19 protein-coding genes are annotated in these 19,427 nt (G+C 65.8%); 9 read left to right on the top strand and 10 right to left on the bottom strand.

The genetic code is table 11. The features are described 5' to 3' along the window. Nucleotides 1–53 precede the first annotated feature (53 nt). Genes QZ408_RS14175 through QZ408_RS14145 form a run of 7 tightly spaced genes read right to left on the bottom strand, consistent with a single transcriptional unit; the run spans nt 54 to nt 5,221 of the window. A complete protein-coding gene (locus tag QZ408_RS14175; RefSeq protein ID WP_292492536.1) occupies nt 54–278 on the bottom strand; it encodes a hypothetical protein in 225 nt (74 codons plus the stop codon). Beyond that, complete coding sequence (locus QZ408_RS14170) at nt 272–967, bottom strand: cytochrome ubiquinol oxidase subunit I (RefSeq protein ID WP_292492533.1); 696 nt, start codon at nt 965–967, stop codon at nt 272–274. Before QZ408_RS14170 ends, QZ408_RS14175 begins: the two co-directional genes overlap by 7 nt. A 54-nt stretch (nt 968–1,021) precedes the next feature. Then, nucleotides 1,022–1,612 (bottom strand): cupredoxin domain-containing protein, encoded by a 591-nt coding sequence (locus QZ408_RS14165; RefSeq protein WP_292492530.1) that lies wholly within the window; start codon nt 1,610–1,612, stop codon nt 1,022–1,024. 49 nt (nt 1,613–1,661) lie between these two features. Then, nucleotides 1,662–2,816: a radical SAM protein gene (locus tag QZ408_RS14160; protein WP_292492528.1), complete on the bottom strand. Its 1,155-nt coding sequence runs from the start codon at nt 2,814–2,816 to the stop codon at nt 1,662–1,664. Continuing rightward, on the bottom strand, nt 2,813–3,301 hold the full coding sequence (locus QZ408_RS14155) for an Lrp/AsnC family transcriptional regulator (RefSeq protein ID WP_292492525.1): 489 nt from the start codon (nt 3,299–3,301) through the stop codon (nt 2,813–2,815). The genes QZ408_RS14160 and QZ408_RS14155 overlap by 4 nt, the downstream gene beginning before the upstream one ends. Continuing rightward, the gene (locus QZ408_RS14150; protein WP_292492523.1) at nt 3,298–3,798 is read right to left on the bottom strand and encodes an AsnC family transcriptional regulator; all 501 of its coding nucleotides are present in this window, start codon (nt 3,796–3,798) and stop codon (nt 3,298–3,300) included. Before QZ408_RS14150 ends, QZ408_RS14155 begins: the two co-directional genes overlap by 4 nt. Further along, complete coding sequence (locus tag QZ408_RS14145) at nt 3,770–5,221, bottom strand: radical SAM protein (protein ID WP_292492520.1); 1,452 nt, start codon at nt 5,219–5,221, stop codon at nt 3,770–3,772. The genes QZ408_RS14150 and QZ408_RS14145 overlap by 29 nt, the downstream gene beginning before the upstream one ends. Before the next feature lie 842 nt (nt 5,222–6,063). On the opposite strand from QZ408_RS14145, the gene QZ408_RS14140 reads away from it, so the two are divergent. Then, a complete protein-coding gene (locus QZ408_RS14140; protein ID WP_292492517.1) occupies nt 6,064–8,667 on the top strand; it encodes a PAS domain S-box protein in 2,604 nt (867 codons plus the stop codon). Between the two features lie 69 nt (nt 8,668–8,736). Here the strand turns inward: QZ408_RS14140 and QZ408_RS14135 are convergent, their stop codons facing one another. Continuing rightward, nucleotides 8,737–11,220 (bottom strand): PQQ-binding-like beta-propeller repeat protein, encoded by a 2,484-nt coding sequence (locus QZ408_RS14135; protein ID WP_292492514.1) that lies wholly within the window; start codon nt 11,218–11,220, stop codon nt 8,737–8,739. 225 nt (nt 11,221–11,445) lie between these two features. Next, complete coding sequence (locus QZ408_RS14130) at nt 11,446–12,228, bottom strand: cupredoxin domain-containing protein (RefSeq protein WP_292492511.1); 783 nt, start codon at nt 12,226–12,228, stop codon at nt 11,446–11,448. A gap of 151 nt (nt 12,229–12,379) precedes the next feature. Here QZ408_RS14130 and QZ408_RS14125 point away from each other — a divergent pair, with 151 nt between their 5' ends. The 3 genes from QZ408_RS14125 (at nt 12,380) to cooS (ending at nt 15,778) form a co-directional block, all read left to right on the top strand. Continuing rightward, nucleotides 12,380–12,724 carry a DUF488 domain-containing protein gene (locus QZ408_RS14125; RefSeq protein ID WP_292492508.1) on the top strand — a complete coding sequence of 115 codons (345 nt, stop codon included), beginning with the start codon at nt 12,380–12,382 and terminating at the stop codon, nt 12,722–12,724. Between the two features lie 896 nt (nt 12,725–13,620). Then, nucleotides 13,621–13,821, top strand: coding sequence for a DUF488 family protein (locus QZ408_RS14120; RefSeq protein ID WP_292492504.1), 201 nt, complete (start codon nt 13,621–13,623; stop codon nt 13,819–13,821). 46 nt (nt 13,822–13,867) lie between these two features. Next, nucleotides 13,868–15,778, top strand: a complete 1,911-nt coding sequence (gene cooS, locus QZ408_RS14115; RefSeq protein ID WP_292492502.1) for an anaerobic carbon-monoxide dehydrogenase catalytic subunit — start codon at nt 13,868–13,870, stop codon at nt 15,776–15,778. Nucleotides 15,779–15,820: 42 nt separating this feature from the next. Here cooS and QZ408_RS14110 read toward each other — a convergent pair whose 3' ends face one another. Continuing rightward, nucleotides 15,821–16,627, bottom strand: a complete 807-nt coding sequence (locus QZ408_RS14110) for a helix-turn-helix domain-containing protein (RefSeq protein ID WP_292492499.1) — start codon at nt 16,625–16,627, stop codon at nt 15,821–15,823. Between the two features lie 74 nt (nt 16,628–16,701). Here QZ408_RS14110 and QZ408_RS14105 point away from each other — a divergent pair, with 74 nt between their 5' ends. From QZ408_RS14105 to QZ408_RS14085, 5 genes are read left to right on the top strand one after another with little or no spacing between them, the layout of a single operon-like run. Continuing rightward, on the top strand, nt 16,702–17,484 hold the full coding sequence (locus tag QZ408_RS14105) for a DUF2115 domain-containing protein (protein WP_292492498.1): 783 nt from the start codon (nt 16,702–16,704) through the stop codon (nt 17,482–17,484). A gap of 38 nt (nt 17,485–17,522) precedes the next feature. After that, on the top strand, nt 17,523–17,861 hold the full coding sequence (locus QZ408_RS14100; RefSeq protein ID WP_292492496.1) for a cupin domain-containing protein: 339 nt from the start codon (nt 17,523–17,525) through the stop codon (nt 17,859–17,861). Between the two features lie 7 nt (nt 17,862–17,868). Beyond that, nucleotides 17,869–18,642 (top strand): 4Fe-4S binding protein, encoded by a 774-nt coding sequence (locus tag QZ408_RS14095; RefSeq protein ID WP_292492493.1) that lies wholly within the window; start codon nt 17,869–17,871, stop codon nt 18,640–18,642. Between the two features lie 51 nt (nt 18,643–18,693). Next, nucleotides 18,694–19,041 (top strand): cupin domain-containing protein, encoded by a 348-nt coding sequence (locus QZ408_RS14090; protein WP_292492491.1) that lies wholly within the window; start codon nt 18,694–18,696, stop codon nt 19,039–19,041. Continuing rightward, complete coding sequence (locus tag QZ408_RS14085; protein ID WP_292492488.1) at nt 19,038–19,313, top strand: NAC family transcription factor; 276 nt, start codon at nt 19,038–19,040, stop codon at nt 19,311–19,313. The genes QZ408_RS14090 and QZ408_RS14085 overlap by 4 nt, the downstream gene beginning before the upstream one ends. Nucleotides 19,314–19,427 lie beyond the last annotated feature (114 nt).

Below are 19,427 nucleotides of genomic sequence, written 5' to 3'. Positions count from 1 at the left end.
AGGAGCGGCTGGACGATGAGGCCGAGCGAGCCCCCAGAGGATGCCGAACGAGCCTACCCAGTCCCAGTATTCTTCGACGGCGGGTCGGTCCGGTCGCGGAAGTGGAGCATCGCGAGGAACGCGAGCAGGAACCCGAAGAAGGAGGTTGCGGCGGCGACCCGGTGGAACTGGAGCGGCCAGAGGGTGGCGTTGAACCACCAGAGCAGGTACTCGGCCCACGGCATGCCGAGGAGGCCGGGCGCTCCCCAGGTGATGGTCTTTGCGCCCGGCGTCAGCATCCCGAGACGAGGGTGTCGATCGCGAGAGTCTGGAAGAAGATCGAGACCGGGTAGCCGACGGCAAGGAGGACGTGCCAGGCCGCCCCGACCCTCGCCCAGGTGAACCAGAGGGTATAGACGAAGAAGATCTCGACCCCGAAGAGGATCGCCTCAACGAGGAGCGGCCACCAGTAGATGTGGAACGCCTGCGTGGCGAACGCCGGGTAGAGCGCGATGAAGAAGAGCACCCCCGTCGCTGCGAAGGTCGCCCCGGCCGAGAAGAGGATGACGTTGAAGAGCGCCACGGATTTCCCGAGACGGCTGTAGCGCTCTTCCCGGGAGACGAGGTAGAGGATGACGAGCGAGAGGAGCACCCAGGCGCCCCCGAGGTGCAGGTTCGCAAAGAGGATGTGGGTGAGCATCACGAACGCGATGAAGATCGACCGACCGGAGGCCCCGAGGTCGACCTCCTGGATCGGTATCTGCTCCTGGAACCGGGGTTCGGCGCCCGCGAGGTCGCCGGCCCGTATCGCTGTTGAGGATATGAGTCCCCCCTGCAGGGGTATGATGTAACCGTAGAGGACGACGATGAAGAGCGCAAGCGCGACCAGGATCCCGGCGATCTTCCTGAGATCGCCACGTGTATCATACTCGCCGGATGCTGGCGGCGTTCCCCCGGCCTGCATCATCATCCCCGACGGTCCGGGCATGGGGATCTGAACGTATAAAGGTTACGCCTGGTGGGGATGAGGGGGGAGTTCCCCTCACTGCACGACGAAATCGCCGGTCATCTGCTGGGGATGGACGTCGCAGCGGAAGAAGTAGGTGCCGGGTGTCGCGGGCGCGGTGAAGGTGTAGGTGGTCGTCGCCGGGCCGGTGACGATGTCGCCCTTAAAGATATTCTGGCTCGCGGAGGAGTCGGTGTAGACAGCGAAGTTGTGCGGGACGCCCGAGTCCTTGTTGTTGAAGTTCACCGTCACCGCCGCTCCCGCTGGCACTGTGATCGTGCTCTTGTCGAACTTGATGTTCTCGGCGGTCAGGTCAACGGTCGCAGTCTTGCCGCCCGCTGCTGCGGTGGTCGCCGCTGTTGTGACGTTTGCTCCTGCCGTCGTCGCCGTGGCGGACGGTGTCCCGGTGGTTGTGGTCGCTGCCGTTGTGACGGTCGCCGCCGTCGTCGCCGTGGCGGCAGGGGTTTCGGTCCCGGCGGTTGTCGTCTCCGTAACAGACGGTGTTTCGGTCCCGGTCGGCGGGGCCGTCGGCGGTGTGACGTTTCCGCCCGGTATGGTGCACCCCGCGGCCAGAACACCGGCGCTCACGACAAGGAGCGCTACGAGAAGGATTACGTTAGGCCTCATACGGGAGACCATAACGCACGTGCTATTTATACATTGCCCCCCGGCAGGATCACCCCTGCCGGAGGCAGAGCGGGTCACCGCCGTCGAGATCGCCGCTCCGGACGTAGGCCCGGACCCTGCACCCAGTACCGCAGACCTCCTGCCGGTCGCAGGTGCCGCACGGGCTCCCGGGATGTGCCTCGCCCACCCGGAACGCCGCGAGAACCCTGTTGCCGGGGTCGTTCCAGAGATCGCTGAACGGCCGGTCCCGTATGTTGCCCGCCGAGAACTCCTCAAACTGCGCGAACTGACAGGGGTAGACGTTTCCGGAGGGGTCGATATTCGCCACCCGCTTCCCGGCGCTGCACCCGCCCATGCGGGCAAGGAGGCGGTATGCCCGGTCGTATGCCGGGCTGCCGTCGCCGTGCAGCCTCTCAAGCAGGCAGGCGCCATCCTGGGGAGCGTCGACGGTCAGGAACTCCATCGCCGCCGGATCGGTCCGGATGGTCTCCCGGTAGATCAGGTCGAGGACCGCCCGCACCTCCCCGGGCGCGACCTGCAGGTCGGCGTGGACGTCGCCTCCCCGCCCGCTCGGGACGAGCCAGTAGACGCAGAACCGGTGCACCCCGAGCGCCCGCGAAAGCGCGATCAGACGCCCGAGTTCGTCGTGGTTCCTCTTCGTGACCGTGAACCGGACGCCGCACCGGAGGCCCGCGTCGACGCAGTGCTTCAGCGCCTGCACCGAACGGTCGAAACTCCCCGGCACGCCGCGGAACGCGTCATGGGTCGTCGCCGTTGCGCCGTCGAGGGATATCCCGGCATACCCTATCCCGGCGTCCCGGAGCCTTCGAGCGACGTCCGGGGTGAGGAGAGTCCCGTTGGTGCTCAGGACCGCGGGGATGCCGCGCTTTTTGGCGTGCAACGCGAGGGTCCAGAAGTCCTCCCGCACCAGCGGTTCCCCGCCCGAGAAGAGAAGGAGCGGGACACCCGCCACAGCGAGGTCATCGATGAGGGCGATCGCCTCGTCCGTCGTCAGCTCGCCCTCCCGCCACCGGCCGGGCCCGGACCGGAGGTAGCAGTGCGTGCAGGCGAGGTTGCACCTCGCGGTGATGTTCCAGAAGACCACCGGTCCGCGGCGCCCCTCCGTAAACGCAAGAGCGCTATGCTCCGCCGCAGGACCGCTGACCGGTCCTTCCCCGTGCACGAGGCGCGTGAACCGGATCACCGGACCCCCTCCTGCAGGAGGAGCGCAAGCCCCGGGGGTGTGCGTTTCAGTTCCCGGGTGCTGACGAGGACCGTGTAGTCGGCGATGCCGGCCGCCCGGGAGAGTTGGGCAATAGAGCGGTCGACCTCGGCGCGACACCGGCCGTGCAGGACGGCATAGAGGTTGTAGTCCCACCGGCCGGGGACAACGGCACGCTCGTAGCAGTGCGTCACCTCCGGGAACCGGGCCATGACCTCCGCCACCCGCGCCACGTCTCCGGGCGGCACCCGCCACGCGACCATGGCGTTGACCAGGATGCCGGCCTTTCGGTGGTCGACCCGCACCGCGAACCGCCGGATGATGCCCCGGGAGAGGAGGGCTTCGGTCCGGGCGATCACCTCCGCCTCCGTCATGCCGAGTTCCGCCGCAATCGCCCGGTAGGGCTCCTCCACCAGCGGAACGCCCGCGAGGAGCCTGAGGAGGAGAGCACGGTCACGATCGTTCATATGCCGTCCTCCCCGCCGCCGTCCGGGAAGAACCGGAACCGGACGCCGATCTTGAACCGCCGCATCGCAGGCAGGTCGAGGAGGTCGGCCGGGGAGATGCCGGCCCGGGCGGCGATATTGTCCACCGTTCGGCGCAGGGCAGCGCCGTCAGGAGCAGCGAGCGTGAACCAGAGGTTGTAGTCGTGGTCCCGGAGGTAGTTGTGCGAGACTCCGGGTTCCCGGTTGATGACCGACGCAGACTCGTCCACCCGGTCCGGCGGGACCCGCATGCCGACGAGCGTGGAGGCCACAAGGCCGATCCGCGCCGACTCAAGGACCGGCGAGACGGTCAGGACGATGCCCTCGTCGGTGAGCCGTCGCACCCGCCGGAGCACCTCGGCCTCCGGTACGCCGAGACGGTGCCCGATCTCGCGCCAGGGCCGCGGGGCCAGGGGAAAGTCGTCCTGCAATATCTCAAGGAGTTGCCGATCAAGGGTATCCAGGTGCCGGTAAATCATGCTTCATCTCTCCCTGCCCCGGTTCGTAGGGGCAGCAGGGGTCTTCCGCCAGGATATCGCCGTCCGGGGCGCCGGGGTGCACCGGGCCGCCGCAGGCATCGCCGCGCCGGCGCCTGACCCCGTAGGCCCGCGCACGACACCCGCCGCAGGCCCGGCGGTACTCGCACCGGCCGCACTTCCCCCCGAGACGGTCGGGGTCGCGGAGCGCGGCAAGGAGGTCGGAGCCGTGCCAGATATCGCCGAAAGCCTTCTTTCGGACGTTCCCGGCCGGGACGGGCAGGTACGGGCAGGGCGTGACGTCCCCGGCCGGGGCGATCCGGCAGTACCCGGTGCCGGCGATGCACCCCCTGCCCCACCGTGAAGGGTCAAGCCCCATCCGGGCGGCCACCCGCACGAACTGCGGGGCGCAGGTCGGCCGGACCGAGAGCCCCGGTTCCCGGGCGTGCGCGAGGATGCGCCCGATCGCCGCCTCATGGGCCTCCGGCGGGATACCGGCGAGGTCTTCCCCCCGGCCCGTCGGGACCAGAAAGAAGAACTGGTAGTCGCGGACGCCGAGGTTCTTCCCGAACGCGATGACCCTGTCGACTTCGCCGGCGTCAGACCCGTTGACCGCCGTGTGGATCTGGACGGGGACGCCCGCTCTCCGGAGAGCGCGGATACCGCCGACCGCCCTCTCCCAGGCGCCGCTGACGCCCCGGAAGGCGTCGTGAACCCCCGGGTCCGTGGAATCGAGGCTGACCGCCACCTTCCGGATACCGGCATCCCGTACCCGGCCCGCGACGGCATCGGTGACGAGGACGCCGCTCGTGCCCATGGCAACCCGAAGTCCGCGCCCGGCGGCATACCCGGCGAGGTCGAAGATATCGGGGCGGAGGAGCGGTTCGCCTCCGCTGAGGACCAGGATCGGCCGGCCGACGGCGGCGATCTGGTCGATCAGGGTCATACCTTCGGCGGTGTCGAGGTCGCCGGGGGAGCCGCGCCCGTCCGCATCGATGTAGCAGTGGGCGCAGGCGAGGTTGCACCGGGCCGTGACGTTCCAGGAGACGATACGCGGCCCGCTGCCGGCGTTCGGATCCTGGATCACCCCGCCCCGCCTCCTGTGCGGAAAGAGGGCGAGCAGCCCGGCGAAGAGCGCGATCAGGTCGAGGGGCGGAAGGAGGCTTGCGGCGAGGGCGTATCGCCCGGCCCTCCGGAGGTCGCCCCGGGTGATCGTCCGGTACGCCGCAAGCCCAAACCCGGTCCCGGCAGCCTTGACTGCGGCAAGGAGGAGCGCAAGCCCCGGGAAGGCGCCGGGAATGCCGGTCCTCCCCGGAAAGCCGCCGATCCCGATAACGAGGAGCGTCACAACCGCAAAGAGCCCGAAGATCACCGATATGGTGATGAGGACCCGGGCGATCTTCACCTCCTTTCCCGTGCCTTCCATGCCGGGCCGTTCTTTTCTATCGTGGGTATTAACCTTTTCCCGGAGAGGCATATGCACACCCGGTCCTGCGTATCCGCAGGGACCAGAAGCATGAGGCTGTCGAGCATCGCTATCGTGGCCCCGTTCAGCACCATGGCAGCGATGCTCAATACCCCACAGGAAGAATCCCGGGCGGGGGCGGGGCGGGCAGGATGGGGCTTCAGAGAGGAACTTACACGTACCCACCTACGGAAATGCCGGAAAAGCGCCATACGGGTATCCCCGCGGAGAGGCCGGAGAGGAACGTATGGGCACCCCCCCACGAAGAGAGGGTGGGGCGGGGGGCGGAGCGAGACGTACGGGTATGAGACCGTTTCACCTTACCTTGCGGGTCCCGGTATGGATTGTCACCTCACGCGCTGCCGCGAAGAGCGCGGAAGCTCAGCGGATGGGTATAGCAACTCCTCTTAGCGGAGGCGGCGTGGAGTGCTCCCTGAAATTGCCCCGGTGCGCCGGAGACCCGCGATGGCGAGCAGGAGCCGGATTACAACGAGATCGGCCTTGCCGGTTCTTCTCCGTGCGCAGGAGCCGGTGCAGCCCCGGGAAGGCGTTCCGGGGATCCGGGCGCCTTCGCCCGGGGGGTGATCCCGGAACATATATCACCGATCAGATGGTAAAAGCTGCAGTTGCGATCCCTGAATCGTGACGCATCGCCTGCAAGGGCGGGGGTCCGGCACGCCGGATCCCCGCTTCAGTGGTGAGAGACCTCCCTGTGGCGATGCCCAGAATATTCTTTTCCGGCGGGTCGTCCTTCCATCAGCTCACCCGGGCCGGCCGATCCGCCGGCGAAAGTGTGAGGAAATATGCAGGAAACACCTCTGGACCAGCAGATTCAGGCCGTCCGGCAGCGTATCGGCGAACTCACCCGGGAGGTGCCGGCAGACCCGGGGGACCTTCTCCGCGCTGCAGAATATCTGGCCGCAGCCGCAACCCGGGCGGAGGAGGAGCGGCAGCAACTCCGGGATCTCCTCGGGTCCTCCCCCGACGGGTTCGTGGTGACGGACGCAGACGGCAGGATCGTCGACGCCAATCCGGCGGCAGCAGCCCTCCTCGGGGAGCCGCTGGCGGGCACGCTCCTTGCGGCGTGTTGTCACCCCGATGCTCAACCGGATATCGCTCGCATGCTCGCGGACCTCCGTGCCGGGAGAGCGTGCGTATCGGGGGAGACAACCCTGCGCTCCCGGAACGGCACCCCGGTCAGGGTCGCGATCACCGCCGCCGGTTGTGGCGCCGGGGAGAAGCGGTGGCTGATCCGGGAGCGGCCGCCGGAGCACCCGACGCTCCCGGAGAGCACAGAGCAGGACCGGCTCCTTGCAAGAGTTGAGGAGGAGCGTTCCCTGCTGCAAGCCATCATCGAACAGATGCCCGAGGGCGTCGTCATCGCCGAAGCCCCGTCGGGAAGGCTCATCCACTACAACGAGCAGTTACGCAGGATGTGGGGGCGACCCGACATGCCGCGCGACATCAGGGCATTCAGCGGGCTTCGTCCTGATGGGCGGCCCTACCTGCCCGAGGAGTGGCCGATTGCCCGGTCGGTTGCCAGCGGGGAGGTGGTGAGGGACGAGGAGATCCGGATCCTCCGGGCAGACGGCACCTGGATCTACATAAACGTCAGTTCCGCTCCCATCCACGACGAGAGCGGCATCATGCGCTATGCAGTAGCAGTCCTCTCCGATGTGACCGACCGGAAGCGGATGGAAGAGGAACTGCAGGCGAGCGAGGAGAAATACCGGGGACTCTTTGAGAATTCAAGCGACTCCGTCGAGATCTATGAGATGGTCCGCGATGAGCACGGCGAGATCGTGGACTGGATCCTGCGCGACGCAAACCCCGTCTCACGGCGCGACCTCGGCAGGCTGGACGAGATCATCGGGAGACGTATCACCGAACTCCTTGGCACGGGGGTGATGGCCGAGTATATCGCGAGGTCGCGGGAGATCATGGCGTCAGGCGTCGGGCAGAAGTATGAGCACAGTTTCTGGAACAACCGCTACTACATCTCCTCCAACTTTCCCATCGGAAAAGACCTGCTTGGAGGCGTTAGCACCGAGATCACCGACCGGAAACGGATGGAAGAGGAACTGCGCCTCCAGCAGCAGCGGCTCGAGCTTGCCCTCAGCGCCGCGAGGATGATCGCCTGGGACTGGGAGCCCGCCGCCGGCCGGCTCAGGATCAGCGGCGACTTTGAAGGGATCTACGGCCGGCCGCCCTTCGCCCGGCCCGAGGAGAGGCTGGCGCTGGTCCACCCCGACGATATCGACCGCCTGCGCGCCGAAGAAGAGCACAGCGGCCTCTACCACACCGAGTTCCGGATCATCCGCCCCGACACGGGAGCCGTCGTCTGGCTCGAGTCCCGTGGCGATGTCCAGAGGGATGAGGCGGGAGGCTTCGTCCGGGCCGTCGGCGTCACGATGGACATCACCAAACAGAAGCAGTCCCGGCAGGCGCTGGAGCACCAGCAGGAACTCCTGCAGGGGATCATCGACGCCATCCCGGTGATGATCACGATCTATGACCCCGATATCAGGTTCTTCCGCCTCAACCGCGAGATCCAGAGGGTGTTCGGCTGGTCGGAGGAGGACGGGGCCGGGGGTGACCTGGTGGCGAGGTTCTTCCCCGACCCCGAGTACCGGAAGATGGCCCGCGACTACATGCGGTCGCTGAAACCGGGGTGGCGCGACCTCCTGCTGACCGCAAAGGACGGCTCCGTCATCGAAACCGCCTGGGCCAACATCCGCCTCTCCGACGATACGCGTGTCGGGATCGGGATCGACATCCGTGAGCGCAAGCGGGCTGAAGCCGCCATCATAGAGAGTGAAGGCCGTTTCCGGGCGCTCATGAACGCATCGCCAAACGCAGTGATGCTCATCGACCGAGACGGCACCATCCTCATCCTGAACGAGGTGGCTGCCGAGAGGTTCGGAGGAAGCGTTCAGGAACTCATGGGCAGATCGATATTCGACTACTTCCCCTCGGATGTCGCCGCGAGACGGAGGGAGATCGTCGGGGAGGTCTTCTCGACGAGCCGGCCGGTCCGGTTTGTCGATGAGCGGGAGGGGATGGTCCTCTACAACTCCCTCTTCCCCGTCGCCGACGCGGAAGGGAACGTGGTGCGGGTCGCGGTGATCTCCTACGATATCACCGAGCAGAGACGCTTTGAGGAGATGCGGCGCCAGGCGTTCACCCAGATCGAGCAGAACATCGAGCAGTTTGCGGTCCTCGGCGATCACATCCGCCTGCCCCTGCAGGTCATCCTCGCTACGGCGGAACTCATGGATGACGAGCAGGCGTCGGAGCGGATCCGCAAACAGGTCTGGCGGATCAATGATCTTGTCAGGCGGCTCGACAGGGGCTGGGTGGAGTCACGCGAGATCCGGGAGTTCCTCCGCAGGCACGAACTGGTGTAGCGCCGGACAGGCGCAAAAGAGAGGAGAGACGGGGTTATCCCCGTCCCCGCATACCAATCCTGCCCTGCATCATTGCACGATGAAATCACCGTTCATGGAGGGATGGACGTCGCACTCGAAGTAGTAGGTCCCGGGTTCTGAGGGGGCCATAAATGTGTAGTTCGTCTCGGCGGGCCCGGTGATGATCTCGCCCACGAAGATGGATTTGGAACGGAGATTGCTGTCGTAGACCGCGAAGTTGTGGGGGATGCCGTCATCCTTGTTGACGAAGTGGACGGTCACGTTCGCCCCCGCAGGCACCGTGATGGTGTCCGTGTCGAAGGCGATGTTCTCTGCGGTGAGGTTCACCACCGTCGCGTTCCCGGCCGCCGCCGGTGTCGGGGTGACGTTCACCGTCGGTGTCGGAGTCACGTTCACTGTCGGCGTCGGGGTGACGTTCCCGCTGACCGTCACGTTGACCGTGTCGTATACGAGCGGAATGATCGGCGTGTGGTCGTTATTGACCACCTGGACCGAGAAGTTGTGCGCACCCGGCGTCACGTTCTCCCAGGTGTAGGAGGTGTTCGTGGAGACGACATAACCACCAGTCCTGGGGATGGCGGGAGCACTCGCGTTCGTCGGTATCGGGGCGTCAAGGTAGTAGTGCAGGTGGCCTTCACCGGGAGCGTTCGCCTGGCCGGCCGGCTCGACGAGCGTGAAGTTCGTCAGGTCCACCGTAACCGTGACGTTCCCGGCAGCGATGCTGGCACCCTGCTCCGGCGACGTGATCGTGACGTTCGCCCCGGCGACCGGGGTGACGTTCATTGTTGGGGTCGGGGTGACGTTCATCGTCGGTGTCGGCGTCACGTTCACTGTCGGGGTGGGCGTCACGTTCGCCGTCATCGTCGGGGTGACGTTCACCGTCGGGGTCGGGGTGACGTTCCCCATACCCCCTGGCCGTAGGGCGATGACCTGGGGCGTGCCCCCGACGCCGCAGGGCCAGATGATGGTGTCGTTTGCCACCGCGGGCCAGGCGTTGATACCCGCAGGAGCGGTGAAGTTCCAGACCTGCTCGCCGGTCATCGCATCGAAGGCGTAGATCGTCCCGTCGAAGGTCGCCGTAAAGACCAGGTCGTTGACGACCGTCGCGCCGCCCACATTGATGGAATCAAGTTTCCTGTCCCAGAGGATCTTGCCGGTATCGACCTCGATGGCCACAAGTCCACCCGTCCCCTCGGTGAACGGCTGGATCTCAGCCTGGGGCGCGTTCTTGACACCTATCGAGAGCGAACTTACCGGTGTCCAGTTGGTGTAAAGGTCGACGTAGGGCACGTAGACCGTGCCGTTGGCGTAGGCCATCGGGGTCTCGACACCCCCGAGCGCTCCCGGGTAGACCGTGGTGTTGCCGGGCGGCAGCACCGCAAGCTGGTCGTTCTCGTGCCTGCCCACGTCGGCGATCCAGAGGATGGCACCGGAGTCACGGTTGAAGGCGTAGACCCTGCCCATCTTCCCGGCGCCGAGCACGACGTTCTGGTCCTTGCCGCTGACGTTGGCACCGGTAAGGATCGGTGCGATCTGCAGGTCGTGGTCAAAGAGGTCGTGCGGGAGCACCTGGGTGAACCAGGCCATATCCCCGGTCGCGTGGTCGAGCGCCATCATGGTGTTGGTGTAGAGGTTCGGGCCGGGCCTGCTTGCGCCGTTCGGGAACTCCGGGGTCCCTGCGAACGGTGCCGGGTTTGCTATGGCCCAGTAGACGATGCCGGTCTCCGTATCCACGGCGGGGGTATACCAGGCCCCGCCGCCGCTGTTGATGTCAGGGTTGCCCCAGATGCTCACCGGGTCGTCGACCGTGCTGAAGTTCCACGCGATCTTCCCGGTTTCCTGGTCCAGGGCGTAGAGGTACCCGACAGCCCCGCCCCGGTAGAAGACATCGCCGCGGCCGGGGACCGTCGAGGTGTAGACGAAGTTGTCGTAGACCGTAGGCTGGATATCGATGCCCTCACCGATGACCTCCCCGGCCACGGCCGAGGTGTTGATGAGCTGCGTCGACCAGAGTTCTTCACCGCTCGATACGTTCAGCGCCGCGATCGAGAACGGATCGCCTGCCACGAAGACTTTGCCCCACCCGACCGCCGGCCCGTTCGGCCCGGTCACGGTGGTGTTGTTGTAGACCTTCTCCCATTTCACCGAACCATCGGCGAGGTTCAGGGCGTAGATGTTGGCATGAAGGTCCTGGAAGAATACGGTCTCCCCCATGATGATGGGGTTGCTGCTCGCGCCGCCGAAGGTGCCGTTGGCGGTGATATTAAACGTCCAGGCGATCGATAGATCGCGGACGTTGCCTTTGTCGATTGACGCTTCGGTCGTTGCCCTGGAATTTTCGTAGTCTTTGTTGGGGAGCGGCCAGTCGGCCGCATACTGCGTGATCTCCGGCGGGACTCCCTCCGCCGTCTGTGGTCCTGTTGTCTGGTTGGTCATGTTGCCGGCGTTCTCCACCTGGGCGACCGCCCCGGAGAAGAGCACTACACACCCTATCACCAGGGTGAGGGTAAGGAGTCTTACCAATCTTTGCATACGGGGCAGGGAATGAAAGCGAGCATATTATACCTTTCGCAGGGTTTGCCATTTCAGCCCCAAAAAACCTCTTTCGGCTGAAATAGCCCGCTGATGGCCCCGATTCCGTATGCCGGGAGCGAGACGGCGCGGTTGCCGGCTCCCGGATCAGGAGGATCTCTGCGAGGGAAAGGGGGCAGGAAGAACGGGAACTGTCCCGCCCTTCTCACACCGGTTCGTTCTCCGTTACTCTACGATGAAATCGCCGTTCATGGAGGGATGGACGTCGCACTGGAAGTAGTACGTCCCGGGTTCTGAGGGAGCCGTGAAGGTGTAGTTCGTCTCGGCGGGCCCGGTGATGATATCGCCCACGAAGATCTGCTCCGACCGGAGGGAACTATCGTAGACCGCGAAGTTGTGGGGGATGCCGTCATCCTTGTTGACGAAGTGGACGGTCACGTTCGCCCCCGCAGGCACCGTGATGGTGTCCGTATCAAAGGCGATGTTCTCTGCGGTGAGGTTCACCACCGTCGCGTTCCCGGTCACGTTCCCGCCGACCGTCACGTTGACCGTATCGTACACGAGCGGGATGATCGGCGTGTGGTCGTTGTTGACCACCTGGACCGAGAAGTTGTGCTCGCCCGGCGTCACGTTCTCCCAGGTGTAGGAGGTGTTCGTGGAGATGACATAGCCACCGGTCTCGGGGATAGCCGGAGCGCTCGCGTTCGTCGGTATCGGGGCATCGAGGTAGTAGTGCAGGTGACCCTCACCGGGTGCGTTCGACTGGTTGATCGGTTCGACCAGCGTGAAGTTCGTCAGGTTCACCGTAACCGTCACGTTCCCGGCAGCAACGGTGGCACCTTCCTCCGGCGACGTGATCGTAACGTTTGCTTCGGCAGCCGGTGTCACATTCGCTGTCGGCGTCGCAGTTGTGTCGTACCCATACCCATCCTGGGCGACCACCCCGGAGAGGAGGGCTACGCACCCTATCACCAGGGTGAGGATCAGGAGTCTTTCCAGTCTCGTCATACGGGGCGGGGAGATGGAAGCAAGCATGATATACCTTTCGCAGGGTTGCCCTCCGACGCTGGAGAAGCCCTGCCGGCGGAAATCCTCCATCGTATGGGTCCGGTTACTCCGGGAGACAGGGTTAAGTAGGGGCCCGCCGTATCCCCCGCCCATGATACGCACGAAAAGGATCTATGAAGAACCCTCAGCAGACGACGGGCTCCGGGTCCTCGTCGACCGGCTCTGGCCGCGGGGCATCTCGAAAGAGGAGGCGAGGATCGACCGGTGGGAGAAAGACCTTGCGCCGACGACCGAACTGCGCCGGTGGTTCGGGCACGACCCGGCGAAGTGGGAGGAGTTTTTGCGGCGCTACCGGGCTGAACTCGAGGACAGGAAGGAACTGCTTTCCCGGCTCCGGGGTGAGGCAAACGACGGGACCGTCACGCTCCTCTACGCCGCCAGAGACGAGGAGCACAACAACGCCGTGGCGCTGAAACAGTATATCGAAGAAGGGTAGTGCAACGATTCTCAATTACCGGCACTCTCAACGGAGGAGAGTAGCATCTTTTTCACACTATCCGGGGGGTTGCATCCCGGGAGACGGCTTTTCCCGGGTATCCCACGTACTGCCCCCCCCGGGGGCCGGGGGCTTTGAAGGAACGTGCGGGCACCCCGCCTGCGGGAGGGGGGTCCCCTCCCCGGTCCCCTCCCCATGGCGATATTCCCACGGTCCACTGCACGGGGAAACCCCCGGGCACGGCTTCCCACCAGGTATCGCCATATTCCCCGCCCCCGGGACTGCAGGGGGAGGAGCCAGGCGGGGCAGGGTGGGGGCTGCCGGAGAGGGACGTAGGTTCACACCTGCGGGAGGGGGAGACCCCCCCCGGTCCCCCCCCGTGGCGATAGCCACCACGGTCCACTGCACGGGGGAACCCGGGGCACGGCTTCCCCCGGCTATCGCCATGACTGTCCCACCCCCGGCTATCGCCAGGAGGCCGCAGGCGCCCTGCCCCGAGGCTGCCGGAGGGACGTGGGCTGCCCGGGAGGGACGAGCCCCCCCGGTCCCTCCCCCGTGGCGATAGCCACCACGGTCCACTGCACGGGGAGATCCCGGGGTCGGGTCCGGGCTGCCTCCCCTTCTCCCGAAAAACCACCGCCAGCACCACCCCTGACGGCACTCCCCCCGGGAGGACGGGGAAGGAGGAGGAAGGAAGCGGGCGGGGTATGAGTATCCCCTCCAGGAAGCGCGGGCGGGGTGGGGGATGCCGGAGAGGGACGGAAGGTATCATTTTGCCCGGGGAGGGGACGAGCCCCCCCCCCCGGTCCCCCCCCCGTGGCGATAGCCACCACGGTCCAGTACCGAGACAAGCCTGGAAAACCGGGTTCTACCTCTCTCCTCCACCGACGACCGAATTGCGCCGGTGGTTCGGGCACGACCCGGCGAAGTGGGAAGAGTTCCTGCAACGCTACCGGGCTGAACTTGGGGACAAGAAGGAACTGCTTTCCCGGCTCCAGCGTGAGGCAAACGACGGGACCGTCACGCTCCTCTACGCCGCCAAAGACGAGGAGCACAACAACGCCGTGGCGCTGAAGCGGTATATCGAGGAAGGGTAGGCCGCATCGATACTTTTTTACGGCTCCGGTCCGGTTACCTGCCCGTATGACCATGGAGAGCAACAGGATATCCTACCACAATTCGGTCCGGACCGTCTACGAACGGCTCAAGAAGGACGGCATGTCCAACGTCTGGGACCGCTACGAGGCCCAGGGCCTCGGCACCGACCCCGACCGGCGGTGCGCCTTCTGCCAGGCGGGGGCACGGTGCGACTTCTGCTCAAACGGCCCCTGCCGGGCCGACGCGAGCCGGAACCATCGGGGGGTCTGCGGGATCAGCGCCGACGGCATGGCGATGCGGATGATGCTGCTGCGAAACGTCATGGGAGCGTCGAACTACCACTACCACGCAACGCAGGCGGTCAGGACCCTGCGGGCGACTGCCGAGGGCAAAACCCCCTTCTCCATCGCTGAGCCTGAGAAACTCCGGACGTTTGCAGAACGGCTCGGGATCGATACGGGCGGGAGCGACGCCGAGGTAGCCCTCAGACTCTGCGACTTCGTCGAGGAGGACTTCCACCGGTTCACCCACGAGCCGAGCCGGATCGTGGAGCGGCTCGCCCCGCCGGAGCGAAAAGAGGTCTGGAGGAGACTCAACCTCTTCCCGGGCGGGATTTATGGGGAGACGATCGTCGATACCGCCTCCACCCTGACGAACGTCGACGGCTGGTTCGCGAGCCACGCCATGCGGGCGATGCGCCTCGGCGTCGCGATGGCCTACCAGAGCCAGATCGTGCTTGAGTACATCCAGGACATCCTCTACGGCATCCCCCGCCCGCACCCCATGCGGGTCGACCTCGGGGTGCTCGACCCCGACTACGTTAACATCCTCCCGAACGGTCACGAGCCCTTCCTCGGGTTCGCCCTCATCGACCTCGCCCGCACCAATGAATGGCAGGAGAAGGCGCGGGCGGCGGGAGCGAAGGGCCTGCGGGTCATCGCGAACATCGAGACCGGGCAGGAACTGATCCAGCGCCGGGAGATGGACGACGTCTTCTACGGCTACACGGGGAACTGGATCATGCAGGAGGCGGTGCTCGCCACCGGAGCGGTGGATGTCTTTGCGGCCGACATGAACTGCTCGCTCCCGCTCGACCCCCTCTACGCCGAGAAGTACCACTTCAAACTGATCCCGGTCAGCGAAGTCGTGGTCTTCGAGGGTGGGGGCGAGCGGCTCGAGTACGTCCCGGAGGAGGCAAAGGAGCAGGCGGCAGCCCTCCTCCAGATGGGGATCGAGAACTTCAGGGAGCGGCACAAAACGATAGAGCCGATCCGGGGCCTCCCCGTGCGGGAGGCGGTGGTCGGGTTCGCCCCCGAGAGTATCGTCGACGCACTGGGTGGAAGTCTCGACCCGCTCCTCTCCGCCATCAAGGACGGGACCATCCGGGGCGTCGTGGGGCTCGTCTCCTGCACCACGCTGCGCGACTCCGGGCAGGACGTCCACACCGTCGCGGTCGCAGAGAACCTGATCGCCCGCGACATCCTGGTCCTCGGGATGGGCTGCGGGGTCGCGGCCCTCCAGGTCGCCGGGCTCTGCTCCCCGGAGGCGAAAGAGAAGGCCGGGCCGGGGCTCAAGGGGCTCTGCACGGCGCTCGGCGTGCCGCCGGTGCTGGGATTCGGGACCTGCACCGACACCGGCCGGTGCGCCGACCTCCTCTCTTCGATCTCCGACGCCCTCGGCGGCGTCCCCCTCCCGGACCTCCCGGTCGCCGTCGCCGCACCGGAGTACATGGAGCAGAAGGCGACGATCGACGCCCTGTTTGCGCTCGCGCTCGGTCTCTACACCTACGTCAACCCGGTCCCGACGGTCACCGGGGGGCCGGACCTCGTCAAACTCCTCACGGAGGACCTCCCCGGTATCACCGGCGGGGTGCTCCGCATCGAGACGGACGCGGATGAGGCGGTGGAGGGGATCGTCGGGCACATCGAGGAGAAGCGGGCGAAACTCGGGATATGAGGTCGCCCACCCCCCTCTCTCCACCCCCTGTTACCCGGCGGGTTACAGGCCCCCGTCCGACCCTTCGATCCTCTCTGCGCTCGCGATCATCCTGTTGACGAACTGCCTCTGGACGCAGGTGATGAACGGCAGGGTGATCACGACGGCGTTCCTGACCCCGTCCTCACGGTAGACGATCATGCAGACCCGGTCGTCGGCGATGAAGATGTACTCGAGCAGGAAGGCCGACCCGTCCACCGGGATCGGCCCGCAGTAGACCTTCTCGAAGATGTTCTCCTGGAAGAAGGCGCAGAAGGGTTGCGGGACGTGGAGGGACGCGTTCCCGAGCGGTTTTCTGATCCCGCGCCTCCCGTTCGGGAGGAGGACGCTCACCGGGTGGTCCCGTGACGTATCGGCGATCAACCGGGCGAACTCCCCGATCTGCCCGTAGTCCAGGCAGACGACCGCAAGGTCGCGGGTGACGCCCCCGGCGAGTGACTCCGCGTGGCGCCGGATGCTCCACTCCCCCTGCACGTACCATATCGGCGAGTTCTTCGACCGGGCATCGAGCGAGAGGGCGTCGAGGCCCTGCACCGCCGCCGTCGCCGCGGCATCGGCGGCACTCTTTAAGTGGTGGACGACGACGGCGGGCTCGGCCGGGATGTAGACGTGCGGGTTCCCCCGCCGGACGGTGACGAACCCCTTGCCGGCCAGCCCTTCGGCGATGTCGTAGACCCGTGGGCGGGGGACTCCGCTCGCCTCGTGGATCTGGCGGGCGCTCCCCTCGCCGATCCCGACGAGGGCCGCGTAGACCCTTGCCTCATACTCGGTCAGCCCGAGCGTCAACAGGTTCCGGATCAGGTCGTCCATATTGTTACTCTGGGAGTTACACCAGGATTAAACCTCTCAACATCCCATATCCTCTGAAGAACTCGGGTGACATCATGCGGCTCCGCGTGTTTCTGAACCATCTCCTGCGGCTCATCGGCCGGGAAGGCCGCGGCCAGCCCGGCACCGGCCCGGACGACGCCTGCTCTCTCATCATCGACCCCTTCGCTGGGGATGATGCGGTGGAGGACGCCCGCGAAGGATCGGTACCGGTAGACACCATCCGGGCGGCCTGCCGCCGGATGCAGGGGGCGGCGACAAAGGGAGAACTTCTCCAGATCATCGCCGGCGAGATGAAGGCGTTTGACCTGCACGACCTTGAGGTGATGAACGCCCGGTTCGAACGGAAGGTCGCGAACCTCCCGGAGGACTACCGCGACCGCCTCCTTGCAAGCGTCAGGGAGGAGATCTTTGCAGCGCACCACCAGCTCGTCCTCCTCGCCCGGAACGGCTCCGGCCCCGGCATGGACGAGCCCCCGGACCCGGCGCTCGGCGGCTACGCCGCCATGGTGGCAGAGGCTTGTGCCGCAAAGGCGCGGGAGAAGGACCCGAAGTACCTCTACCTGAAGTACCTCCTCTCCGGGTTCACCATGTTCGTCCTCGCAGAACCCGCCCACCCCGTCGGCACCCCGTTCCCCGGCGGGCAGATCGTCGACGAGTGGGAGGGGGCCTACCTCTGCCCGGTCAGGGATAAGGCCGACGACGTGGCGTTCGCCCTCTGCCCCTACTGCCCGGCGGTCCAGAGCACCGAGCCGACCTTCCCGGAGATGCGGGCCCGCCGACAGGAACGGAGGCGGCGGGAGTGCCTCGCGAACTACTGGACAAACTACAAAGGTTAAATGTTGCGAGAGACTCGTATAATCTGGAGATGAACGCTATGAAGATTGTTGATGTAGCAAAAGAACCGATCGGTGCAAACCCCCACCACGTCGACGCCCGGAAGGTCTACGACACCGAGCACGCGACTGCGGTGGTGATCACCCTTGCGCCCGGCGAATCGCTGAAGAAACACATAACCCCGGTGGACGTCTTCTTCTACGTCCTCGAGGGGACCGGGATCGTCGAGATCGGCGACGAGCGCGCAGAGGTCGGGAAGGACCACCTGGTCGACAGCCCGGCAAAGATACCGCACCGCTGGATGAACGAGAGCGATCAGACCTTCAAGGTGCTCGTGGTGAAGGTCCCGCGCCCGACGACCGGGACGAGACTGCTCTGAGGACGCAATGGTCATCGAATCGATCCCGAAGGCCGCAGGATTCATCTACGGCCTCCTCGCGTTTGCCGCCCTCGCCTGGCTCTGGTACTCCGGCCGGTTCACCCGGCGGCGTGCGCTGCCGTTCCTCATCGTCTCGGTACTCCTCGGGTTCCTGGTCTTCGCGCCGGTCTTCCCCTACCAGCTGCAGATGGTCGTCCTCGGGAACGCGGCGGCCCTCGGGTCGCCGCTTCCTGCGGCAATCGGCGGACTTCTTGCCTTCATCGCCCTCGCCCTCGTATTCGGCCGGGTCATCTGCGGGCAGGTCTGCCCGGCGGGAGCCGTCCAGGAACTCATGTATCTTGTGCCGGCAAAGAAGCGCGGCCGCGCCGAAAGCCGAGCCCCGGTGGTGGTTCGGGCCGGCGTCTTCATCATCTTCCTCGTCGCCGCTCTCGGGCTCTCGGTGAACCTCCTTGCGCTCATAGGCCTCCCGGCCTTCTTCCACCTCGCGATCGCGGGCGTATCGTTCTTCGTCTTCCTTGCGATCGTCCTCCTCTCCGCCGTCGTCTATCGGCCGTTCTGCCGCTATGTCTGCCCGTACGGCGCCCTCCTCGCCCCCGCGGCGTCAAGGGCCCTCTACCGGCTCCGGCGGACGGACGCCTGCATAAAATGCCGGAAGTGCGAGCGGGCGTGCCCGACCGGGGAGGCAGACCCATCCGCCCGCCTCGGCGAGTGCTACCTCTGCGGCCGGTGCACGGAGGTCTGCCCGGTGGACGGGGCACTCGTGTATGGACGGGGGAAATGAGAAGAGTAGATAAGCGAAGGACGTCAGAGTAAAGAAGAGGTTGGTGTACCAATGGCTAAAGAGAAACGTGCAGAGTTACAGGGGAAGGTCCTCCGGCTACCGGATCTCGTCGCCTACCAGGACGGGACCGTGGCAAGCAGGATGGTCATCAACAACCGATCAGGGAGCATCACCCTCTTCTCGTTCGACGAGGACGAAGGGCTCTCGGAGCACACCGCGCCTTACGACGCGGTGGTGACTATCCTCGACGGCGAGTGCGAGGTCTGGATCGCGGGGGAGACGCACCAGATGACCGCGGGGGAGACGATCATCTTCCCGGCAAACGTCCCCCACGCCCTCTCCGCCATCACTCGGTTCAAGATGTCGCTTACGATGATCCGGGGGAGTGAAGGAACGTGACAAACGAGAAGGAAGGCGACTATTGCACCATATGCGGCGGGATCAAGCCGGAGGCGATCAAGATCAAGACGGTCCTCGTGGACGGGAAGCCGACTGGCATCAACCAGCTTGAGATGATCATCGACGGCGTGCGGGACCTGCATCTCGCGGACGATGCCGCGATTCGCGCCGAGCTCCTGAGAAGGGCCGGGGCCTTCAACTACATACCGACAAAGAAGAAAGAGGCGTACGCCGACGCCCTGCTACAGGAGTATAAGGCGGTTCCCCGGTGAGGCACCGGGGGGTGCGGGCGGAGGGAGCTCCTGGTGCGGGGGCGCCGTCCGCCCGCTCCCGGGCACCGGGTAACCCCGTTCACGCACCCTGCACGGACTTCCGCGTGAGGCTCT

Source organism: Methanoculleus sp. 10 (genome assembly GCF_913757945.1).
Classification (GTDB): Archaea; Halobacteriota; Methanomicrobia; order Methanomicrobiales; family Methanoculleaceae; genus Methanoculleus.
The sequence above is the reverse complement of the archived record's forward strand: the minus strand, read 5'-3'. Positions and strand labels throughout refer to the sequence as shown.

Excerpts from the sequence above, each read along its gene's own strand:
- QZ408_RS14130 (WP_292492511.1), bottom strand. The coding sequence starts at position 12,228 with ATGACGAGACTGGAAAGACTCCTGATCCTCACCCTGGTGATAGGGTGC.
- QZ408_RS14150 (WP_292492523.1), bottom strand. The coding sequence starts at position 3,798 with ATGATTTACCGGCACCTGGATACCCTTGATCGGCAACTCCTTGAGATA.
- QZ408_RS14095 (WP_292492493.1), top strand. The coding sequence starts at position 17,869 with ATGGTCATCGAATCGATCCCGAAGGCCGCAGGATTCATCTACGGCCTC.
- QZ408_RS14100 (WP_292492496.1), top strand. The coding sequence starts at position 17,523 with ATGAAGATTGTTGATGTAGCAAAAGAACCGATCGGTGCAAACCCCCAC.
- QZ408_RS14110 (WP_292492499.1), bottom strand. The coding sequence starts at position 16,627 with ATGGACGACCTGATCCGGAACCTGTTGACGCTCGGGCTGACCGAGTAT.
- QZ408_RS14145 (WP_292492520.1), bottom strand. The coding sequence starts at position 5,221 with ATGGAAGGCACGGGAAAGGAGGTGAAGATCGCCCGGGTCCTCATCACC.
- QZ408_RS14090 (WP_292492491.1), top strand. The coding sequence starts at position 18,694 with ATGGCTAAAGAGAAACGTGCAGAGTTACAGGGGAAGGTCCTCCGGCTA.
- QZ408_RS14105 (WP_292492498.1), top strand. The coding sequence starts at position 16,702 with ATGCGGCTCCGCGTGTTTCTGAACCATCTCCTGCGGCTCATCGGCCGG.
- QZ408_RS14140 (WP_292492517.1), top strand. The coding sequence starts at position 6,064 with ATGCAGGAAACACCTCTGGACCAGCAGATTCAGGCCGTCCGGCAGCGT.
- QZ408_RS14175 (WP_292492536.1), bottom strand. The coding sequence starts at position 278 with ATGCTGACGCCGGGCGCAAAGACCATCACCTGGGGAGCGCCCGGCCTC.
- QZ408_RS14170 (WP_292492533.1), bottom strand. The coding sequence starts at position 967 with ATGCCCGGACCGTCGGGGATGATGATGCAGGCCGGGGGAACGCCGCCA.
- QZ408_RS14165 (WP_292492530.1), bottom strand. The coding sequence starts at position 1,612 with ATGAGGCCTAACGTAATCCTTCTCGTAGCGCTCCTTGTCGTGAGCGCC.
- QZ408_RS14135 (WP_292492514.1), bottom strand. The coding sequence starts at position 11,220 with ATGCAAAGATTGGTAAGACTCCTTACCCTCACCCTGGTGATAGGGTGT.
- cooS (WP_292492502.1), top strand. The coding sequence starts at position 13,868 with ATGACCATGGAGAGCAACAGGATATCCTACCACAATTCGGTCCGGACC.
- QZ408_RS14125 (WP_292492508.1), top strand. The coding sequence starts at position 12,380 with ATGATACGCACGAAAAGGATCTATGAAGAACCCTCAGCAGACGACGGG.
- QZ408_RS14155 (WP_292492525.1), bottom strand. The coding sequence starts at position 3,301 with ATGAACGATCGTGACCGTGCTCTCCTCCTCAGGCTCCTCGCGGGCGTT.